The 15,876-nt window shown below is 34.0% G+C and carries 20 protein-coding genes; 1 reads left to right on the forward strand and 19 read right to left on the reverse strand.

What is annotated here, in order from left to right:
- Positions 1–28 precede the first annotated feature (28 nt).
- The 19 genes from AAIE21_RS20590 to AAIE21_RS20680 all read right to left on the reverse strand — a co-directional run bounded on the left by AAIE21_RS20590 (position 29) and on the right by AAIE21_RS20680 (position 14,441).
- Positions 29–1,504 carry an aminotransferase class I/II-fold pyridoxal phosphate-dependent enzyme gene (locus tag AAIE21_RS20590; RefSeq protein ID WP_343268492.1) on the reverse strand — a complete coding sequence of 492 codons (1,476 nt, stop codon included), beginning with the start codon at positions 1,502–1,504 and terminating at the stop codon, positions 29–31.
- A 282-nt stretch (positions 1,505–1,786) separates the two neighbouring features.
- On the reverse strand, positions 1,787–2,854 hold the full coding sequence (locus AAIE21_RS20595; protein ID WP_343268493.1) for a hypothetical protein: 1,068 nt from the start codon (positions 2,852–2,854) through the stop codon (positions 1,787–1,789).
- A 14-nt stretch (positions 2,855–2,868) separates the two neighbouring features.
- Positions 2,869–3,342 (reverse strand): tetratricopeptide repeat protein, encoded by a 474-nt coding sequence (locus AAIE21_RS20600; RefSeq protein ID WP_343268494.1) that lies wholly within the window; start codon positions 3,340–3,342, stop codon positions 2,869–2,871.
- Positions 3,326–3,520: an HAD family hydrolase gene (locus AAIE21_RS20605; RefSeq protein ID WP_343268495.1), complete on the reverse strand. Its 195-nt coding sequence runs from the start codon at positions 3,518–3,520 to the stop codon at positions 3,326–3,328. Before AAIE21_RS20605 ends, AAIE21_RS20600 begins: the two co-directional genes overlap by 17 nt.
- Positions 3,521–3,593: 73 nt before the next feature.
- On the reverse strand, positions 3,594–4,307 hold the full coding sequence (locus AAIE21_RS20610; protein ID WP_343268496.1) for a phosphopantothenoylcysteine decarboxylase domain-containing protein: 714 nt from the start codon (positions 4,305–4,307) through the stop codon (positions 3,594–3,596).
- A 3-nt stretch (positions 4,308–4,310) separates the two neighbouring features.
- Positions 4,311–5,117 (reverse strand): AAC(3) family N-acetyltransferase, encoded by an 807-nt coding sequence (locus tag AAIE21_RS20615; protein WP_343268497.1) that lies wholly within the window; start codon positions 5,115–5,117, stop codon positions 4,311–4,313.
- Between the two features lie 205 nt (positions 5,118–5,322).
- Entirely contained in the window at positions 5,323–6,537 is a 1,215-nt protein-coding gene (locus tag AAIE21_RS20620) for a GNAT family N-acetyltransferase (RefSeq protein ID WP_343268498.1), read from the reverse strand.
- 129 nt (positions 6,538–6,666) lie between these two features.
- Positions 6,667–7,068 (reverse strand): GNAT family N-acetyltransferase, encoded by a 402-nt coding sequence (locus AAIE21_RS20625; RefSeq protein WP_343268499.1) that lies wholly within the window; start codon positions 7,066–7,068, stop codon positions 6,667–6,669.
- 147 nt (positions 7,069–7,215) lie between these two features.
- Entirely contained in the window at positions 7,216–7,944 is a 729-nt protein-coding gene (locus tag AAIE21_RS20630; protein WP_343268500.1) for a histidine phosphatase family protein, read from the reverse strand.
- Between the two features lie 301 nt (positions 7,945–8,245).
- A complete protein-coding gene (locus AAIE21_RS20635; protein WP_343268501.1) occupies positions 8,246–8,479 on the reverse strand; it encodes a hypothetical protein in 234 nt (77 codons plus the stop codon).
- A 57-nt stretch (positions 8,480–8,536) separates the two neighbouring features.
- Complete coding sequence (locus AAIE21_RS20640) at positions 8,537–9,475, reverse strand: DMT family transporter (protein WP_343268502.1); 939 nt, start codon at positions 9,473–9,475, stop codon at positions 8,537–8,539.
- 93 nt (positions 9,476–9,568) lie between these two features.
- On the reverse strand, positions 9,569–10,087 hold the full coding sequence (locus AAIE21_RS20645) for a DinB family protein (protein ID WP_343268503.1): 519 nt from the start codon (positions 10,085–10,087) through the stop codon (positions 9,569–9,571).
- Between the two features lie 134 nt (positions 10,088–10,221).
- Positions 10,222–10,371, reverse strand: coding sequence for a hypothetical protein (locus AAIE21_RS20650; RefSeq protein WP_343268504.1), 150 nt, complete (start codon positions 10,369–10,371; stop codon positions 10,222–10,224).
- A 15-nt stretch (positions 10,372–10,386) separates the two neighbouring features.
- Positions 10,387–10,512 (reverse strand): hypothetical protein, encoded by a 126-nt coding sequence (locus AAIE21_RS20655; protein ID WP_343268505.1) that lies wholly within the window; start codon positions 10,510–10,512, stop codon positions 10,387–10,389.
- Between the two features lie 22 nt (positions 10,513–10,534).
- On the reverse strand, positions 10,535–11,035 hold the full coding sequence (locus AAIE21_RS20660; protein WP_343268506.1) for a GNAT family N-acetyltransferase: 501 nt from the start codon (positions 11,033–11,035) through the stop codon (positions 10,535–10,537).
- Between the two features lie 62 nt (positions 11,036–11,097).
- Entirely contained in the window at positions 11,098–11,652 is a 555-nt protein-coding gene (locus AAIE21_RS20665; protein WP_343268507.1) for a GNAT family N-acetyltransferase, read from the reverse strand.
- Between the two features lie 14 nt (positions 11,653–11,666).
- Positions 11,667–12,368: a nucleotidyltransferase domain-containing protein gene (locus AAIE21_RS20670; protein WP_343268508.1), complete on the reverse strand. Its 702-nt coding sequence runs from the start codon at positions 12,366–12,368 to the stop codon at positions 11,667–11,669.
- A gap of 295 nt (positions 12,369–12,663) precedes the next feature.
- On the reverse strand, positions 12,664–13,329 hold the full coding sequence (locus AAIE21_RS20675) for a hypothetical protein (RefSeq protein WP_343268509.1): 666 nt from the start codon (positions 13,327–13,329) through the stop codon (positions 12,664–12,666).
- A gap of 101 nt (positions 13,330–13,430) precedes the next feature.
- A complete protein-coding gene (locus AAIE21_RS20680; RefSeq protein WP_343268510.1) occupies positions 13,431–14,441 on the reverse strand; it encodes a S66 family peptidase in 1,011 nt (336 codons plus the stop codon).
- A 243-nt stretch (positions 14,442–14,684) separates the two neighbouring features.
- On the opposite strand from AAIE21_RS20680, the gene AAIE21_RS20685 reads away from it, so the two are divergent.
- Positions 14,685–15,512 carry a peptidoglycan-N-acetylglucosamine deacetylase gene (locus AAIE21_RS20685; RefSeq protein ID WP_343268511.1) on the forward strand — a complete coding sequence of 276 codons (828 nt, stop codon included), beginning with the start codon at positions 14,685–14,687 and terminating at the stop codon, positions 15,510–15,512.
- The last annotated feature ends 364 nt before the right edge of the window (positions 15,513–15,876 follow it).

The raw sequence follows: 15,876 nt of genomic DNA on the forward strand, positions 1-15,876 counted from the left end.
TCCCTCCAGACATTTAACTTCTTACCGATTAAATTAAAATACAATCCTCTTTTATTACACGAAATGTTTTCAGTTCAAAATCTTCAGTACCTTGAACAGGAAGACCTACTTCCTTATTCTTTTTCGTGTATATTAGATTTTCTTTCGTAATAATTTCGCCAGGAATGAAAATAGGAATGCCGGGTGGATAAATCATAACAAATTCAGCCATAACTCTCCCTACCGCTTCTTCAAATGGAACCATTTCAGTTTCAGCGTAGAATGCTTCACGCGGTGTTAACGCGAGTACTGGAATATCTGGCAATAATACAGACGTATTTGTATTTACATTTATTTGATTTTCAAAAGTAACCGACAGTTCTTTCAGCGCACGAACAAGCTTTAATAAGTCTTGTTCAGTATCACCAGGTGTGATAATACAAAGAATGTTATACAAATCTGATAGCTCAACCTCAATATTAAACTTTTCTCGGAGCCATTTTTCTGCATTATAGCCAGTAATGCCAAGATCTTTTACCGAAATTAAGAGTTTAGTTGGATCCATAGCAACAGCAGCACTTGTCCCCAAAATTTCACGCCCAACGCAGTACAGGTAGTCAATTTCATTAATTTGAGCACGAGTCTGTTCGGCCAAACGAATCGTAGTTTCTATTAAAGCTTGTCCTTCAGTCGCTAGTCGTCTTCTCGCCACATCCAAAGAAGCTAACAAAATGTAAGAAGTTGATGTAGTCGTTAACATACTTAAGACTGCTTGTACACGCTTTGGCGAAATGCGACTTCCTTGTAAATTTAAAATAGAACTTTGTGTCAGTGATCCCCCTAATTTATGCACACTTGTCGATGCCATATCCGCACCTACTTGCATCGCTGAAAAAGGAAGTTCATCGTGGAAATGTATATGAGCACCATGCGCTTCATCTACCAAAACTGGAATATCGCGTGTATGAGCGATATCTACAATTTTTTTCAAATCTCCAGAGATTCCAAAATAAGTAGGGTTAATTACAAGTATAGCTTTAGCATCTGGATGCTGTTCCAACGCATTTTCTACAGATTCAGGTGTAATCCCGTGTGAAATACCAAGATTCCTGTCAATCTCAGGATGAATAAAAATAGGCGTTGCACCCGAGAAAATAATACCACTCATGATAGATTTGTGTACGTTGCGCGGGACTAAAATCTTCTCTCCTGGCCCACATACACTCATTATCATCGTCATAATGACACTACTTGTTCCTTGAACAGAAAAGAAAGTATAATCAGCTCCAAATGCTTCAGCAGCAAGATCCTGCGCCTGTTTAATTATTTCTTTTGGATGATGTAAATCATCCAATGGAGCTATATTAATCAAATCTATGGAAAGAGCATTTTCGCCAATAAATCCTTTAAATTCAGGATCCATCCCTTTTCCTTTTTTATGACCTGGAATATGGAATTGGATTGGTTGTTTTTGTGCATGTTCTACAAGTGCAGTAAACAATGGTGTTTTAAATTGAGAACACATTTTTAGTATTCACCCCTAAAAAAATAGTTTTAATATATCTTTCTCTTCTTATAATAAAGAATAGTTCTAAGAAACAAACATCCAATTTGATAATATTTTCGCCATCCACTTACTTAAAAAGTTTCATATATATAAACCAACCTAATTAAACTTCAAAAATATGATAATTTCTTAAAACAAAAAAACGCATCTCCGGTCCCTTTTTACAAGTTCCTGAAATGCGATTTCGGTTCATTTTTTAGCGATTATCCCTCTAATAACAAATGTATTTGTATCTCCTCGTTATTCATTCCGTTTACTTTGTTCTAATTTTCCGGCAATTATTTCATAGAATTTCCGCTCATCATCCGCATTTACATGTACACGATTCACTGTCTTAGAAAATCCATATAGTAGTTGTGCTTTTAATGGTGCCTTTAACTTTATTTCAAATGTAGCTGGTTCTTTAATAAATTCCATTATAGTTGCTTCAAATACGTCTTTCTCTTCTTCTTTTGTTAATACATCACCTTTATAAAAGGTGATTTCTTCTATTTGAGCAAATGGTACAATAATTTTTTTACCTAATCCAACTTGGATAATAATTTCTTGTTCTGTCAAGATATATGGATTTTTACGGATTGCTTGTATCTCAGCTAAAAAATATAATATTCCATATATATTTAAAATGAGTAAAATCCAAGCTAAGACCGGATTCCATTGATGAAGTAAATAATGAAATCCAACACTCTCAATTAATGTTGCATGAATTAACATGATATAAAATGCAATTGCTCCTGTTTTTTTATGATATGAAAAAGTACTTTTATTTTCTAGAGATTTTGTACGCCAAGAAAATAAAGCATAATATAGTAATTTACATTCTGATACAATAACATTTACCGCTACGTTTCTTGTTAGTGTGGCATCGAATGCTTTGTCAATTGCATATGAGAAAGTTGGAAATTCTAATTTATATTCTTTATACCTTTTCATAATCTTAGGTAGTTTTCTTGCAATCTTATACAATATAAATAGCTCTAAACATAAAAAAGCAATTTCCCCTGCAACTAAAATATAAGAAACAAATGAAAAAGACTGTAAATAATCGCTTGGAATAATGAATCTTGCGGCAAGATATCCCGCAATTATAACCGGGAACATATAAGTTAATGAGTAGCGTTTACGTATAATAAAAAAATACGTAATGACTGGAATGACAATAAGAAAATCTAACAAAGATCCTAGCACCATTTCTTTCGGTACAGCCGGCACAATAGGAAGTGTGTATGCTAGATAATTTGATATTACAATTAAAGCTATAAAACCAATCGAACTATTTCTTCTTGTACGCGAAATTGAATTATTCATGCACTCCCTCCTTTTTATTTGAAAACCTTATGCAAATGATCTTTATAAAATGAGATAGCTTTTTCATATTCTTTTACACCTTCAAGTTTTACAACAGTTTCAATCAATAATTTCATTGCTTCTTCATAGGCTTTTACGTTATATTTCGCTAATGAAAGAAATACTTTCATCGCATCGCTATCCGGAAACTGTTTGAGTCCAGCTTCTAACGTAACCATCGCTTTATCGTATTCACCAATGCAGCGGTATGTACTTCCGAGTCCAATGTATGCCCCGCATAGTGATTCCCCTGTAAGTCCGTTAGCAATTGCCTGTTCATAGTATGAAGCAGCTTCTGTTTCAAGTCCCATCGCATCATGTGTCCATGCGCATTGATAGAAGACTTCCGGATTTTGAGTTAAGTTCGCTAAACTGACTAATATGTCTCTTGATTCTTCATATTTCTTTTCATCCCGGAGTTGAATCGCTTGCTCAAGTAACTGTTTCACCTGCATCGCTCCTTATTTGTTCCAGAATAGATGCTACACCGTCATCTTCATTGCTATCCGTAATATAATATGCTAATTCTTTTAACTCTGAAATTTCATTTTCCATTGCAATCGGATAACCACATTGTTTGAACAAGCCGATATCATTCCAATCATCACCAAATGCCATTCTTTTCATTATTTAACAATGTTCCATCTAAATCTAATACAATAACTTCTATATTTTTAAAAAGCATGAACACCGCTCCTTTTTAAAAACGATTCAAACTCCCCTCTTCTACACGATTGCATAACTGTTCTAACCTATTTACAATCTCTTTCGCCGTTTCGTCTTTCCCTTCACATAAACCAACATTTCCATCTTCTCCAATCACATGATGAATGGCTGCATGTGAATATAACGAATGCGGAGAATTTGCTATCATAAGATTTGCTCTCGCCTGCCCCATTCTTTCACTTGCACGTTGAATTAGCTCTACCTCATTGACATCGCTTTCAAGTTTGAATCCAACTAAAACCGTTTCCGGATCCCATTGTTTAATTTGTTTTAATATTTTTGGCGCTTTTTGAAAATGAATAATTGGGGCTATGTCACTTGAAATCTTCCCATTCATATCAAGTACATTTCCATCTTGATCACAAATTTTATCAACGATCCAATCTGATCCAGCAGCTGCCATAATAACTGCATCGATTTTCTCATGTGTAATAATACTTTTCATTTTATCTTGTAAATCAATGATACCTTCGAATGGATGTAATTCTAATTGGTTACTTATAACATTCGGCTTTTCAGCAAAATAACCATGTAAGTATATAACATGCGCTCCTTTTGACATCGCTTCTTCAGCAAGTATTCTGCCAATTGTACCTTTTGCTAAATTCGTATGACCACGCACTTGATCCCACTTTTCTAAACATCCACCACTCGTAATTAAAATCTTTTTCCCCTTCATCATAACCATCCCTTACTTATTTTTCGAACGAAACCATTGTACACCAAAGTCAACAACTTCTCGTTGTTTCATTAATCTACACGTTGCATTTCCAACTTTATCAATTGTTACAGCAGTCATTTGCTCAAACTCTCTTCCAATCTCAACAAATAGATCAGAATCATAGTCCATTTCGTCGAACTCTTTCCACACCCTTACGTTATTTTCTATAATTGGTGCTCCAACTTTTATTAATTCACGTGCTCCTGTACGTATTTCAGATAAGTGAATCGACGTATTAGAATCATAGCCTACACCTAGCAACAATACATATCCATCTAAATCATATATTTTCTTTAATGGTGAGCACTCTCCAAGACTAATGGAAAGTGAATGCTCTCTTGTAATAGCCTCTGCGTTTTCCCCCCAAGCAGCAAAGCTATTTAATGGATGATTGCTACGTTTTACATTTGGATATGTACGAAAACATTCTACAACTTGCCCCATTGCACGTGTTGGGGTTATATCTGGATGAAATGCCGGTACATTCTCCCGAATAATTTGCCACCAATTTTCCGGAACAGGTGGTCTTGCCCAATTTTTCGGATCTGATAAATCCGACGTTTGCGTTGGCATGATGATTGTACCATCTTCAGTAATTACGTTCATCAAAGCTTCAACAACTGCAACTGCTCCACCAGATACCCATCCAATTGAGCTCAAAGAAGAATGGACGATCACTGTCATTCCTTTTTTTAACCCTAACGCTTTTAAATCATTTGTTATCGTTTTAATTGTATTTGGCAGCTTGGTTTCCGCTACTATGTCAGTTATTTTCATTATTATTCCCCCGTCTGCTTTATCCCAACTCTTATAAACTTAAATTTTGAACTCACACCTAATATTTTATCATATTTTTCTTAATTTTTAATCTGAACAAATCCATATTTAACTCTATTTAAAAGAATCTAAACAACACTAAGTGCAAGAATAAAAAAATCTCTCTAAAGTAAATCATACATTACTTTGGAGAGATTTCTTTGTTTTAAAAGTAATCAAAAAAACAGGGTGGTGAATCCGGAATAGCATCCTCCAGTACTTCTACCATTTCATAAGGTCCTTTTATTCTTCCGATATCATACAAGAATGCAGGGCTTTTATAACTTAGCAACATAGTTGCTAATGTTTGAATCGTTAATGACATTCCCTTCATATCATTCATTTCTTTCTCATATGTTATATGTAATTGTTTGTCAGAATTCCACTCTAAAGAAAACGTCCCTTTATTCCATTCCAACATAGGGTCATCTAGATGTAAAATTAGTTTTTCATTTTTCACACGTTTAAATGGATATTGTTTCAGAAAACCAATTACGTCCACAATTCTTCCCATATAGTAAGGCGCAATTGTCTGTTTGATTTCGCTATCTTCAAGTAAGAAAGCAACCGGTTCATGAACACATGTTTTTCCTTTTACATAATACACCATCGAAAAGTGTGCACTAATAAAATTCCATAACCCTCTTCTCGCCTCTTCATTTATGTAAATCATTTCTTCTATATAAAATTTCTCCTCAAGAACACGATAAAATAAATATCCATGTGGAATATCTTCATCTGTATAATAAATTGCTAATTGCAAATCAATTGTTTCCTCACGAAATCGTTCTTCCCAGGCAAGTGTATTTCGGACCATTGCCCCATTTGTTTTTCTAGCAAACTCATCATAAATTTTTTCTTTTTCTTTACTTTTTAGTCCGACCCTTCTTACTCGACCACTAATGTTGCCACGATACTTAGGAAGCTGTGTATCTTTAATTTGATACTCGATGATATCAGAAATAATTTCCCATCCTTTTTTCCGGTAATAAGGGATTGAGTAAGGAAATAAATAAGAAATATACTGTCCATTTTCCCTCATCGTTTTTAAGCTTTCTTTCATTAATGAGTTCATTAATCCATGCCCTGCGTACTCTGGATATGTCCCAACTCCAGTAACTCCTCCCATTTCATAAATCACACCATGAATATTCACCTGAAATGGCAAAACAACAATTTGAGAAATTAATTTATCGTGATCAAACCAGCCTAACGCAGTCCCTGGCTTTAACTGATGACTTTTCTTTTGTACCATTTTCTCTTCATCATTAATCATTTTTTTAGAAACTTGAAACACATATTTCATTAAGTTTGAAAACTGTTCTACTTCACTTTCCTTAATTGGTCGCATAATTAAACCTTTATAGTATTTCTTATTCATTCCTATTTGCCCCTTTGTCATACAAACTAAAATATCTTCTTATTTTTATCATCTAGTTAGTATATACAAAAGTTACCGAAAACAAGCATATAGCATCATAAAGACTACGCTTTCAAATTAACACTCCTATTATTTCACCCAATAACAGTGAAACCTTTCTACACCTGGGTACTTCTCTCCTAAACTTGTAATGGTAAAGCCGCACTTTTTATAAAATCCTACCGCTTCATCATCTGTTTCTGCTTCCACATAAATTAATCCATGCATATGAATCACTTTCTTTATCATTTCGAAAGCAATTCCTTTATAACGACTATTTGGCGAAACTGCTATATGGCATATTCTCGCTTGTTTTTCAGCATAAAATTCCACGCCAATACAAGCTATCGCTTTATAATGATATAGTGCAGTATTTCTATTTTCTTCATAGAACTTTATAGCTTTTTGTAAGCTTTTTTCCTGGGGTCCCACTGCATATTTTAATAACAGAACCACTGTATCCTCACTTAGATTTCGCGCAATAATCACCACATTTTTCCTCCTTTACAATCCAAAATTATTCCGCTAGTCATGAACAGTAAAACACTCCGCTCCAAATTCAGTAAAATGAAAGAAAAAGGCACCCTTACCTCTGTAAGAAATCTGCCTTTTTCGCATTCTAACACTCTATTGCACTTTTCATGATTCCACAATTTCGCTTCCTTTTTCAGCATAACTCATATCACCGACAGACTCTACTGTATATTCTCCATCTTTATAGAGAATTTTAGTTACACTTGCATTTTTTACCCCCATTTTTGTTTTACTACTATCAAGCATTTCTACTAATGCAGTGATCATCAGTCCATGACATACGACTAAAACGTTACCTCCCCCATTTTTGGCACTATCTTCACTAATTATATCGATTTCTTTTTTTATACGAGTTGAAAATACTTCCCAATTTTCCGCTTGTTTTGTAGAGTCTGCTTCTGCAATAAAATTCGTAAATTCTTTAATAGAAAGCTCCATTGATTCAGTTATATCTTTAACACCGGCAACATTTTGAATAGCCTGCCTCATATTTTCAACCTTATCGCCTTCAAAAATCCCAAAATTCAATTCACGCAAATCTTTCCGTTGTTCAAGTTTTAACTTTGACTGTCCACTATACTTTAATACTAAGTTAGCAGTTTCAATTGCACGGCCACTATCACTACTATAAGCATCAACAAAAGGTATATCTTGTAATCCATTTCCTAAACCTTTCACTACTTCAATTCCCTTCTCTACTAATGGGGAATCTGCCCAACCTTGTATACGTTTATTCGTGTTTAATATCGTTTTGCCATGTCTCGTAACATATAACGTAACGATGTTATCTTTATTTTTATGTGTTATATTCATATCTTTTTCCATATTTCTCATTCATTTCTCTCCCTTTAGACTACTTCATTTATTTTAAAGTCTTCATTCCTTACCAAACCCAAAGGCATCTCAGTAAACATAAAAATCTGCTTCATTTACTAATATATTATAATTTTAGTTTATATAAATTCATATTATATATTATGAAAACGCAACAAAAAAAGGAACCGACTCCACAATTATAAATCAATTCCTTTTCACTCTTTTTATACTGTTATCTTTTCTTCCTTTTTCATAACAACTGCAACATGAAAGGTCAGTCCTATTGTTATCTATCTTGAAATCTTGCTAATCTCTTTACTTAATCACTAAAATCTGCAAACAGGAAATCAATCTCTCTCCCATCATAAAAATTCCCATCAACAATAAACTTTTCAACCTCAACTGTGCCATCCTCCATAAATTCAATCTCCCATCGTTGGCCTGGTACAGCCACTTCAACCATAACACTTTCTCTTCTCATTTTACTTAGTTTATAGAATATATGATTTTCTTCTAATCTATTTAGAAAATGAATGAATTCTTTTAATTCCATGTAATTTCCTCCATATAAAAAATATTAGCTCTTTATTTTCAAAGAGCTAATATTCATTCACGCTGTTATCTTTTCTTCCTTTTTCATAACAACTGCAACATAACTATGCAAAATCATTCCTACAACAACAAGGCTCATTCCAATCCATGATAATGATGATGGAAATGGAGCTGATAGCCAGATTAGCTCTCCTAGTAATGCAAATAAAACTTCACCGGATTGTGTTGCTTCTACAGTCGCTAATTTCTGCGGATCATCTTTTACAAGATCAGTTGCAAAGAAAAATAATACAGTAGCAATTAAACCAGAACTAATCGCTACGATAAAGCATTGAAAGACTTGATTACTTGATGGTAATCCACTTGTTGCAACCTCATATCCAGATAGCAAAAACCAGAACGGTAAACTTGCTAATGTCATTCCGAGAACGCGCTGAAAGACATCTAATTCTCCTTTACACACCTGCATCATTTTTCGGTTTCCAAGTGGATAAGCAAACGCTGCTACTATTACTGGAACGACACATAAAACGGTTTCACGAATCCCTAATGAAGAAGCGTGTTCTACTTGCATAAGAAGAACACCTAATAATATGACAGCAGACATCATTAATTCTTTCATTGGAATTTTTTTATGTAGTGAATTTGTTGCAAATAATGGAGTTAATAAAATTCCTGCTATAATTGTAATTTGCCACGTTGAAGCAACGAGCCATCCTGGTCCAAATGCACCTGCGAAACTAAGTGGTGCATAAAAAAGACCAAAACCGACAATGCTCCATAATAGCCACTCTTTCGGATTACTTTTCATATATTGAAAGAGTTGCTTTAAGTTTCCTCTATACATGACAATTATGACAAGTAGCGGAACCATAAAGTAATACCGTAGTGATGCACTCCAAATCCAGCTTCCCCCTTGTAAGTCCATCGCACGGTTTAAAATAAACGTAAAGGCAAAGAAAAACGATGCCAATACCCCCGCTGCAATTGCTTTCATCCTAAAACCCCTTATACAGTTTTCTTCTACTATATAACAGAATGCCATTCATTTAAAATAAAATTCGAAAATTTCATACTAAAAATGGTGTTTTTATACGTTTATTTCTTGTCGATACAATTTTCGCAATCGGCTTATGTGAGCTTGATGATAGCGGTTATGATCAGCTATATGCCAAATCCCCCACCTAATCGTAGCCGTTTGACCTTTTTCATAATAGACTTCGCGGGTTAAATCTACTTCTGTTAGTTTCATACATTCATCATAAAACATATTTTGAACATCTCGATAATCTTGCATGAGTCCTTGCAAAGAACCTTTTTTGATATTAGGTAATTCTCCTTTTTCATCGAGCATAGGACCATATTTTTCTTGTAATGACATTGGAACTTGCACACCTTTCAGACGAAATACCCAATGTAAATCTACAACAGCTAAATGTTGCAGCAATTGTCCAATGCTATTCTCATCATTAGCAGGACCTTTATAATATAGTTCTCTTTTTCCCACGCCTTCTACTAAGTCTCTTAATCTTTTGAATGTGTCACTTACAGTAGCATATAATATTGCAACGTGCGGATTCATGTCCCTTTCTAAATATAAATCTTTCATTGTAATTCTCCCATCCAACTCTTTATTTTTTCATCCATCTCATTCGCCTGTTCATGATGCATATAATGAGTTGTACTTGGAAATATAACTTTTTCCGTTCGTGAAGATATGTTTGACAGTTCATTCTGCGTCTTCTACCAATTTTCATAGCCATTATTTGTAGCGAAAAATTGTAATACTGGCAGAGTGCCTAAATTTCCATTTTTTATTATCTTTTTACCATTTTTACTCATCTGCTCCAATTCTTCTTTCATATTTCGATTATTTGTATTTTTAAGAGCCATTGACATTTTAAGTTCCTATAATGCTTTCGGTAAATTAGGGATATCTATAAACACATTTACACAAACAGCTTGATACAGTGTGCTAGCAATAAAAACAATTAACGCGACAAACAGTGCAATTCGCTTCTTGCTTTTACACATCAGCTACTCCTTTTTTATACTTTTAGAGAAATAAAACCATTAATTCGTCATCACGATATATACCATTCATTTTTAGCGCCTTGTTTTCTATTCCATACGTCGTAAAACCCATTGATTGATACAGTTTTTTCGCTACTTCATTATCTGAAACAACCCCTAAATTAATTTGCTCTATTTCTAGTTCTCTTGCTTTTTCAATTAACGCTCGAATTAAACCTTTTGCTAAACCTTTCCCTCTACTTTGATGATCCACATACATCGCAACAAGATGTCCTTTATGTTGATAAGCTGCTTTTTGCTCCGTAAGCAACGTGACCACACCTAGCAATCTATTTTCTTCATTAAAAGCACCGAATGTGTAACTCGTTTTTGAATTTAAATTTTGAGCAACTTCCTCCACGGGATTTTCTTTTTGCATCGCTTCTTCATACGTTGTTACAAAGGCGTCTGGATTTACTTGCAATGCTTGTAAACGTAAATCCCAATATTGTACTGCATCTAAGTCTGATAAAACTCGAATCATTTATATACATCCTCTCATCATTAAGTTTCTAAATTCAACACACTTTTGTTTACATAATAATATTATACGTTACAATATTTCTTGTTAATAATTTCATATTCTTCTTTCAACATACTAAAGCGATAACGATTAATAAATACACCTTCTCGCAATCTATCATTTCTCATGATTCCTTCACAAACGAATCCAGCTTTTTCATAGCTTTTAATTGCTTTTATGTTATCGGCATCAACACGTAGCCACACTTTCTCTAAACCAAACTCATAAAATCCGATTTGTAACATGCTGTATAACGCTGCGATACCATATTTGCGTCCCCAATATTCTTTATTCCCAATTGTAATTCCTAATTCAGCATTTTTATTCGTTTTATCAAAGTTTTTTAAATCAACCCACCCAATATGCACACCATCCTCAGAAACAATAGCTCGCTGTTCATACCCATTTTCTCGATTCATACACATCTCAATCCATCTTTTGGTCTCATCACGCGTAAATGGTGGATATTGATCGGGTACAACTAAATGTTTTGTTACCTCTTTATCTAATGACCATTGATATCGATCTTCTACATCATCTAATGAAAGTTCTCTTAATACAATAACTGGTACATTCATTTTTCCATCTCCCCTTATTTTCCCACTGAAAACCCCTCAAACAACCTGCCGCCATATTTTTCTAGCGTTCTTTCTATAAAATCAATAAGCTTCATCTTCTCCCCAGTTCTATAAAAATGATCAAAAGCCTCTACAAACTCTTCCGCAAATGTTTCATCATATTTTCTTAAAACTCGAATAAACCATTTAGAATTCCCCATCCATTGTCCGTTTACTCTAAGAACATATTCATGAACTAAATCAGCGAGAAGATTCGCGATAAACAATTCCTCTTCCCTCTTTGTTGCCCCAATAAAATCGTCTAATGCATCCGTAAGAAAGTACCGTTTCTGTCTCATAAGCCCTTCTGTCCACTTTTCAGGACCTTTATCTAATAATTGCTGTGCTTCTTGTTTTAATCTCGTTACAGTTCCCATCTCCCCTTTTAAAATAATGCCCTCTGAAACTAATTGTGGTAAAGTAGGTTTTCCTCGCTTGCAGTCACTTTTAAAATATTCTTTATATGTTTTAAAATTATGTACAAATACTTCAACTGGCCAACCGTTACTAACAAAAGATTCGCGATAACAATGAGATAGACTACTATCTAATATTACAAGATCAAGGTCAGATGTTTTTGTTGCTTCTCCCCTTGCAACACTTCCTCCTAATAAAGCAACATCACAATTTAAAAATTGTGATTCGATAATTTTTTGTGCAGCGTCGATTGCTTTCATGCTGTTCTCCTTCTTTCATTTTCTTTTTTATTTCTCCTTGCCTAAAATATGTACTTACGATATATTCGACACTATTTCTTCTTTTCCTAGTTTTTTTTCTTCTTTCAATACGGTATGTGAAATTAATCATACCTAAAAGCAGAATCACTTTATATAAAGTGATTTCTTCATCCTCTACTGGTTGTTTTCATGGCCAATCAAGCTTTTACTGTAGTAAGATATTTTTATGAAAAGATGCACCTAAATATCTTACTTAACTAAAGAAGGAATTTTGATTTATTTCATCTTATATTTCTCACTTTCCCCTTAATTTTATTCGGTTCAAACTGTACTCGGCCAAAACATCCAATGGAGTGATTATTCTCTTCTCTGTTTCCTGTTCGCACTTCTTAGCAGCATCTACCATTGATAATTGCGCAACAGAGACCGTTTGATTTCCATCTTTCATGACCTGATATATATACTTACTCACTTTATCATCATATTCTTCTTTACGTCCCTGTATAATGAATTCAAAAGTATCTTCAATAATTCTTACTTTAATATCTATAAATTTCTGTTTTTGCTGTGCATATTGATTCAGACGTTCCATCGTCCCAGGGACAGTACTAGGATTTGTAAATAATATCGTTTGCGGCCCTTCAACATTACATATCATTTCAAAGAATGGTTCATCAATTTTCAAAAGAGGTTTTGCATGTAAAAACTCTTCTTCCTGTATTAGCGTAATATAATTTGTACATGTAATTAAAACTGCATCTATATTACTTTCTGCTATCCACTTCAGCTGATCCTTCAACTTGTTTTGGGCTTGCTTTCTTCCAAACCCTTTATCACTTTCCATCCTCTTAGATAATATGGGATCTACAAAGTGAATCAATTCTATCTCAAATAATTCAAATGCCCTCTCTATATACTCAATATTTGAATGATGAGCATGTAAACAAGCTAGTTTTTTCACTTTTATCACACCTTTTTCATTTTGGCTTTGTTCATATAAATTGTTGATATTTTGAGATGTAAAAAATCACCACCTACAAAAGTGGTGACTTTTTTCGTATTTTACTTTTTAAAATGCTGTATAATGACTCCTTTACCATCTCCAACTTCAATTTCTGCGAATGCTCCATTTATAAAAGTGATTTGCGGTGGGAGATGACCGCAGTCTATATCATAAATAATTGGAATTTGAAGTTCATCAGTAAGTTCTCCATATACATCTTCAACAGTATAACCATCGATTGAATGGTTTGCTGAGCTACGTCCAAATAGTATACCTGAACAATTATCAAACCAACCTGCTAGTTTCATTTGAACCAATGAACGTCGTAAATCTGTAGTAGTTAGGTCGCAATTTTCCAAATACCAAATTAAAGGTTCGTTATCAAAATGCTTCTCCCTAAAGTCTTGTACTCTACCAAATGGTGTACCAATGAGATGTCTAATCACATCAATACAGCCACCAAGTAATCGACCTTTCATTTTTATTTTGTCAGTTGAAACTGTTTTCCAGTTTGTATTTTCTGTTAAATGGAAAACACATGGAGATGGATTACTATGTTGCCATTTCATTTGATATTTCTCTGAAGAATATTGGGTAATTGAAGTTTCCGTTGACAAAACACTTTGCCACATTGCTGTTGTTTCATCGGAGTATTCTCCTCTTAAATCTACTAGATTTGTCCCATGAGCAGTCGCTATTCCAGTTTTTAAAGTAATTGCTAATAATAAAACACTTACATCCGAGTATCCTAATATCCACTTCTTATTTATCTTGTCAAAATCAATTTTGTCTAACATTTCAATTAGCAGTTCCCCGCCCCAAGGAGGAATTATGATATCGATATTCTCGTCTTGCATCATTTCAATCAATTCATTTGCCCTCGTCTTAGCACTAGAAGACTTAGCTTTCTCTTGTGTCCAAACCGTTTCTCCGCAAACAACTTTATATCCTTTTCTTTCCATACCTTCACAAGCTTGCTTAAACATACTATGTAATTCTTCGTTTACACCTGAAGAAGGTGCTGTTACACCAATCGTTGCCCCTTTTTTTAAGAACGGATATTTTATCATCTTTATCTCTCCCGTATTTTCCTATGTACCTAGAGTAAATTTAATATAGTCAGTTTGATAATGAACGACAGCTACTTGTCATCATTATCCCTTCTATATTCGTTACATTTCCATCAAAAACCTTCATTATAAAAACTGCTACACAACAAAATCTTGCACACCTTTTTTGCAATTTGTTTTGCATTTACCTACCTAAAATTGCTAATATAGTAGAGTAGAACTATTATAGAGAGAAGGAAAATTATGTACAATAGAATTCGGATGACAACTTTAGTAAAGAGAGCATTGTTGATTTGCGTTGGGGTATTATTTTTATACGAAGCAGTTTATGGATCAACTCATATTGCTTTAGCAAGTACGGAAGATGAAACGAAATCTGTTCAACTTGTAAGTGAAATTCAAACGGCTCTAGCCCCGAAAGAAGCTCCAAAGCAATATAACGGGCAAGTTAGAAAAGTTGCTTACTTAACATTTGATGATGGTCCTGGAAAATACACTGCTGAGCTTCTAGAAATGTTAAAAAAAGAAGAGGCAAAAGCAACATTTTTCCTTATTGGAGCAAATGTTAAAGCATTTCCTGATCTTGTAAAACGAGAAGACGCTGAAGGGCATTATGTTGGCATGCATAGCATGACACATAACTACAAAAAGCTTTATACAGAGGGACTTTATGTAGATGAAATGAAAGAAGATCAAAGCTTAATCGCTGGGGTTATCGGAAAATCACCAGTATTAACTCGTCCATCTTACGGATCCATGCCAGGATTAAATGAAGCGCTTCGCAATAAAGTTGTTGAAAATGGTTTAAAAGTTTGGGACTGGACAATTGACTCTTTAGACTGGAAATATAATAAGATGCCAGTAGATGCAGCTGCTGCTCAAATTGTACAAAACGTTCTAGCTGGTGCAAACGATCCAACAGAGGTTATTCTTATGCATGATATTCATCCTCAATCAGTAAAAGCAGTACCTGCTATTATTAAAGGTCTAAAAGAAAAAGGTTATGAACTGGAAAGTTATCAAGAAGATGAACATTTCCCGTTAAACTTCTGGCACGATAAACGTATATAATAGAAAAGACGTAATTTCCTATAAAGGTAATTACGTCTTTTTTTCTTTTTATCTATTTAGAAAATAGAGGCCAATAATTTAGCAATTTGGCTTATTAAAATCCCTACTACCGCAAAATCAGAATCACCAAATGTTGTATTTTCAAAGTAAACGTCAAGTATCATAATGGCACATGATACAGACTACAAATTCTATATTAAATTGAAACAAAAAAATTAGAGTTTTATGAAATTTCTTTCGTTACTTTCTGAATGAAAGGCTTATATAGAAATTCATCATTTATTTTAATACGAAGTAGTAAAAACCAAACTAATATTGCATCTAAATATTAGTTTGGTTTTTATGAATTTACATCGAGAGAGGC

It is taken from the genome of Paenibacillus sp. 102, from assembly GCF_039549175.1.
Taxonomy (GTDB): domain Bacteria; phylum Bacillota; class Bacilli; order Bacillales; family Bacillaceae_G; genus Bacillus_A.

What these genes read in the sequence shown, in the direction of transcription:
- AAIE21_RS20615 (WP_343268497.1), bottom strand. Translation starts at nt 5,117, where the DNA reads ATGAAAATAACTGACATAGTAGCGGAAACCAAGCTGCCAAATACAATT.
- AAIE21_RS20590 (WP_343268492.1), bottom strand. Translation starts at nt 1,504, where the DNA reads ATGTGTTCTCAATTTAAAACACCATTGTTTACTGCACTTGTAGAACAT.
- AAIE21_RS20610 (WP_343268496.1), bottom strand. Translation starts at nt 4,307, where the DNA reads ATGGTTATGATGAAGGGGAAAAAGATTTTAATTACGAGTGGTGGATGT.
- AAIE21_RS20685 (WP_343268511.1), top strand. Translation starts at nt 14,685, where the DNA reads ATGTACAATAGAATTCGGATGACAACTTTAGTAAAGAGAGCATTGTTG.
- AAIE21_RS20645 (WP_343268503.1), bottom strand. Translation starts at nt 10,087, where the DNA reads ATGAAAGATTTATATTTAGAAAGGGACATGAATCCGCACGTTGCAATA.
- AAIE21_RS20620 (WP_343268498.1), bottom strand. Translation starts at nt 6,537, where the DNA reads ATGAATAAGAAATACTATAAAGGTTTAATTATGCGACCAATTAAGGAA.
- AAIE21_RS20595 (WP_343268493.1), bottom strand. Translation starts at nt 2,854, where the DNA reads ATGAATAATTCAATTTCGCGTACAAGAAGAAATAGTTCGATTGGTTTT.
- AAIE21_RS20630 (WP_343268500.1), bottom strand. Translation starts at nt 7,944, where the DNA reads ATGAGAAATATGGAAAAAGATATGAATATAACACATAAAAATAAAGAT.
- AAIE21_RS20665 (WP_343268507.1), bottom strand. Translation starts at nt 11,652, where the DNA reads ATGAATGTACCAGTTATTGTATTAAGAGAACTTTCATTAGATGATGTA.
- AAIE21_RS20680 (WP_343268510.1), bottom strand. Translation starts at nt 14,441, where the DNA reads ATGATAAAATATCCGTTCTTAAAAAAAGGGGCAACGATTGGTGTAACA.
- AAIE21_RS20650 (WP_343268504.1), bottom strand. Translation starts at nt 10,371, where the DNA reads ATGGCTCTTAAAAATACAAATAATCGAAATATGAAAGAAGAATTGGAG.
- AAIE21_RS20670 (WP_343268508.1), bottom strand. Translation starts at nt 12,368, where the DNA reads ATGAAAGCAATCGACGCTGCACAAAAAATTATCGAATCACAATTTTTA.
- AAIE21_RS20635 (WP_343268501.1), bottom strand. Translation starts at nt 8,479, where the DNA reads ATGGAATTAAAAGAATTCATTCATTTTCTAAATAGATTAGAAGAAAAT.
- AAIE21_RS20660 (WP_343268506.1), bottom strand. Translation starts at nt 11,035, where the DNA reads ATGATTCGAGTTTTATCAGACTTAGATGCAGTACAATATTGGGATTTA.
- AAIE21_RS20640 (WP_343268502.1), bottom strand. Translation starts at nt 9,475, where the DNA reads ATGAAAGCAATTGCAGCGGGGGTATTGGCATCGTTTTTCTTTGCCTTT.
- AAIE21_RS20655 (WP_343268505.1), bottom strand. Translation starts at nt 10,512, where the DNA reads ATGTGTAAAAGCAAGAAGCGAATTGCACTGTTTGTCGCGTTAATTGTT.
- AAIE21_RS20605 (WP_343268495.1), bottom strand. Translation starts at nt 3,520, where the DNA reads ATGAAAAGAATGGCATTTGGTGATGATTGGAATGATATCGGCTTGTTC.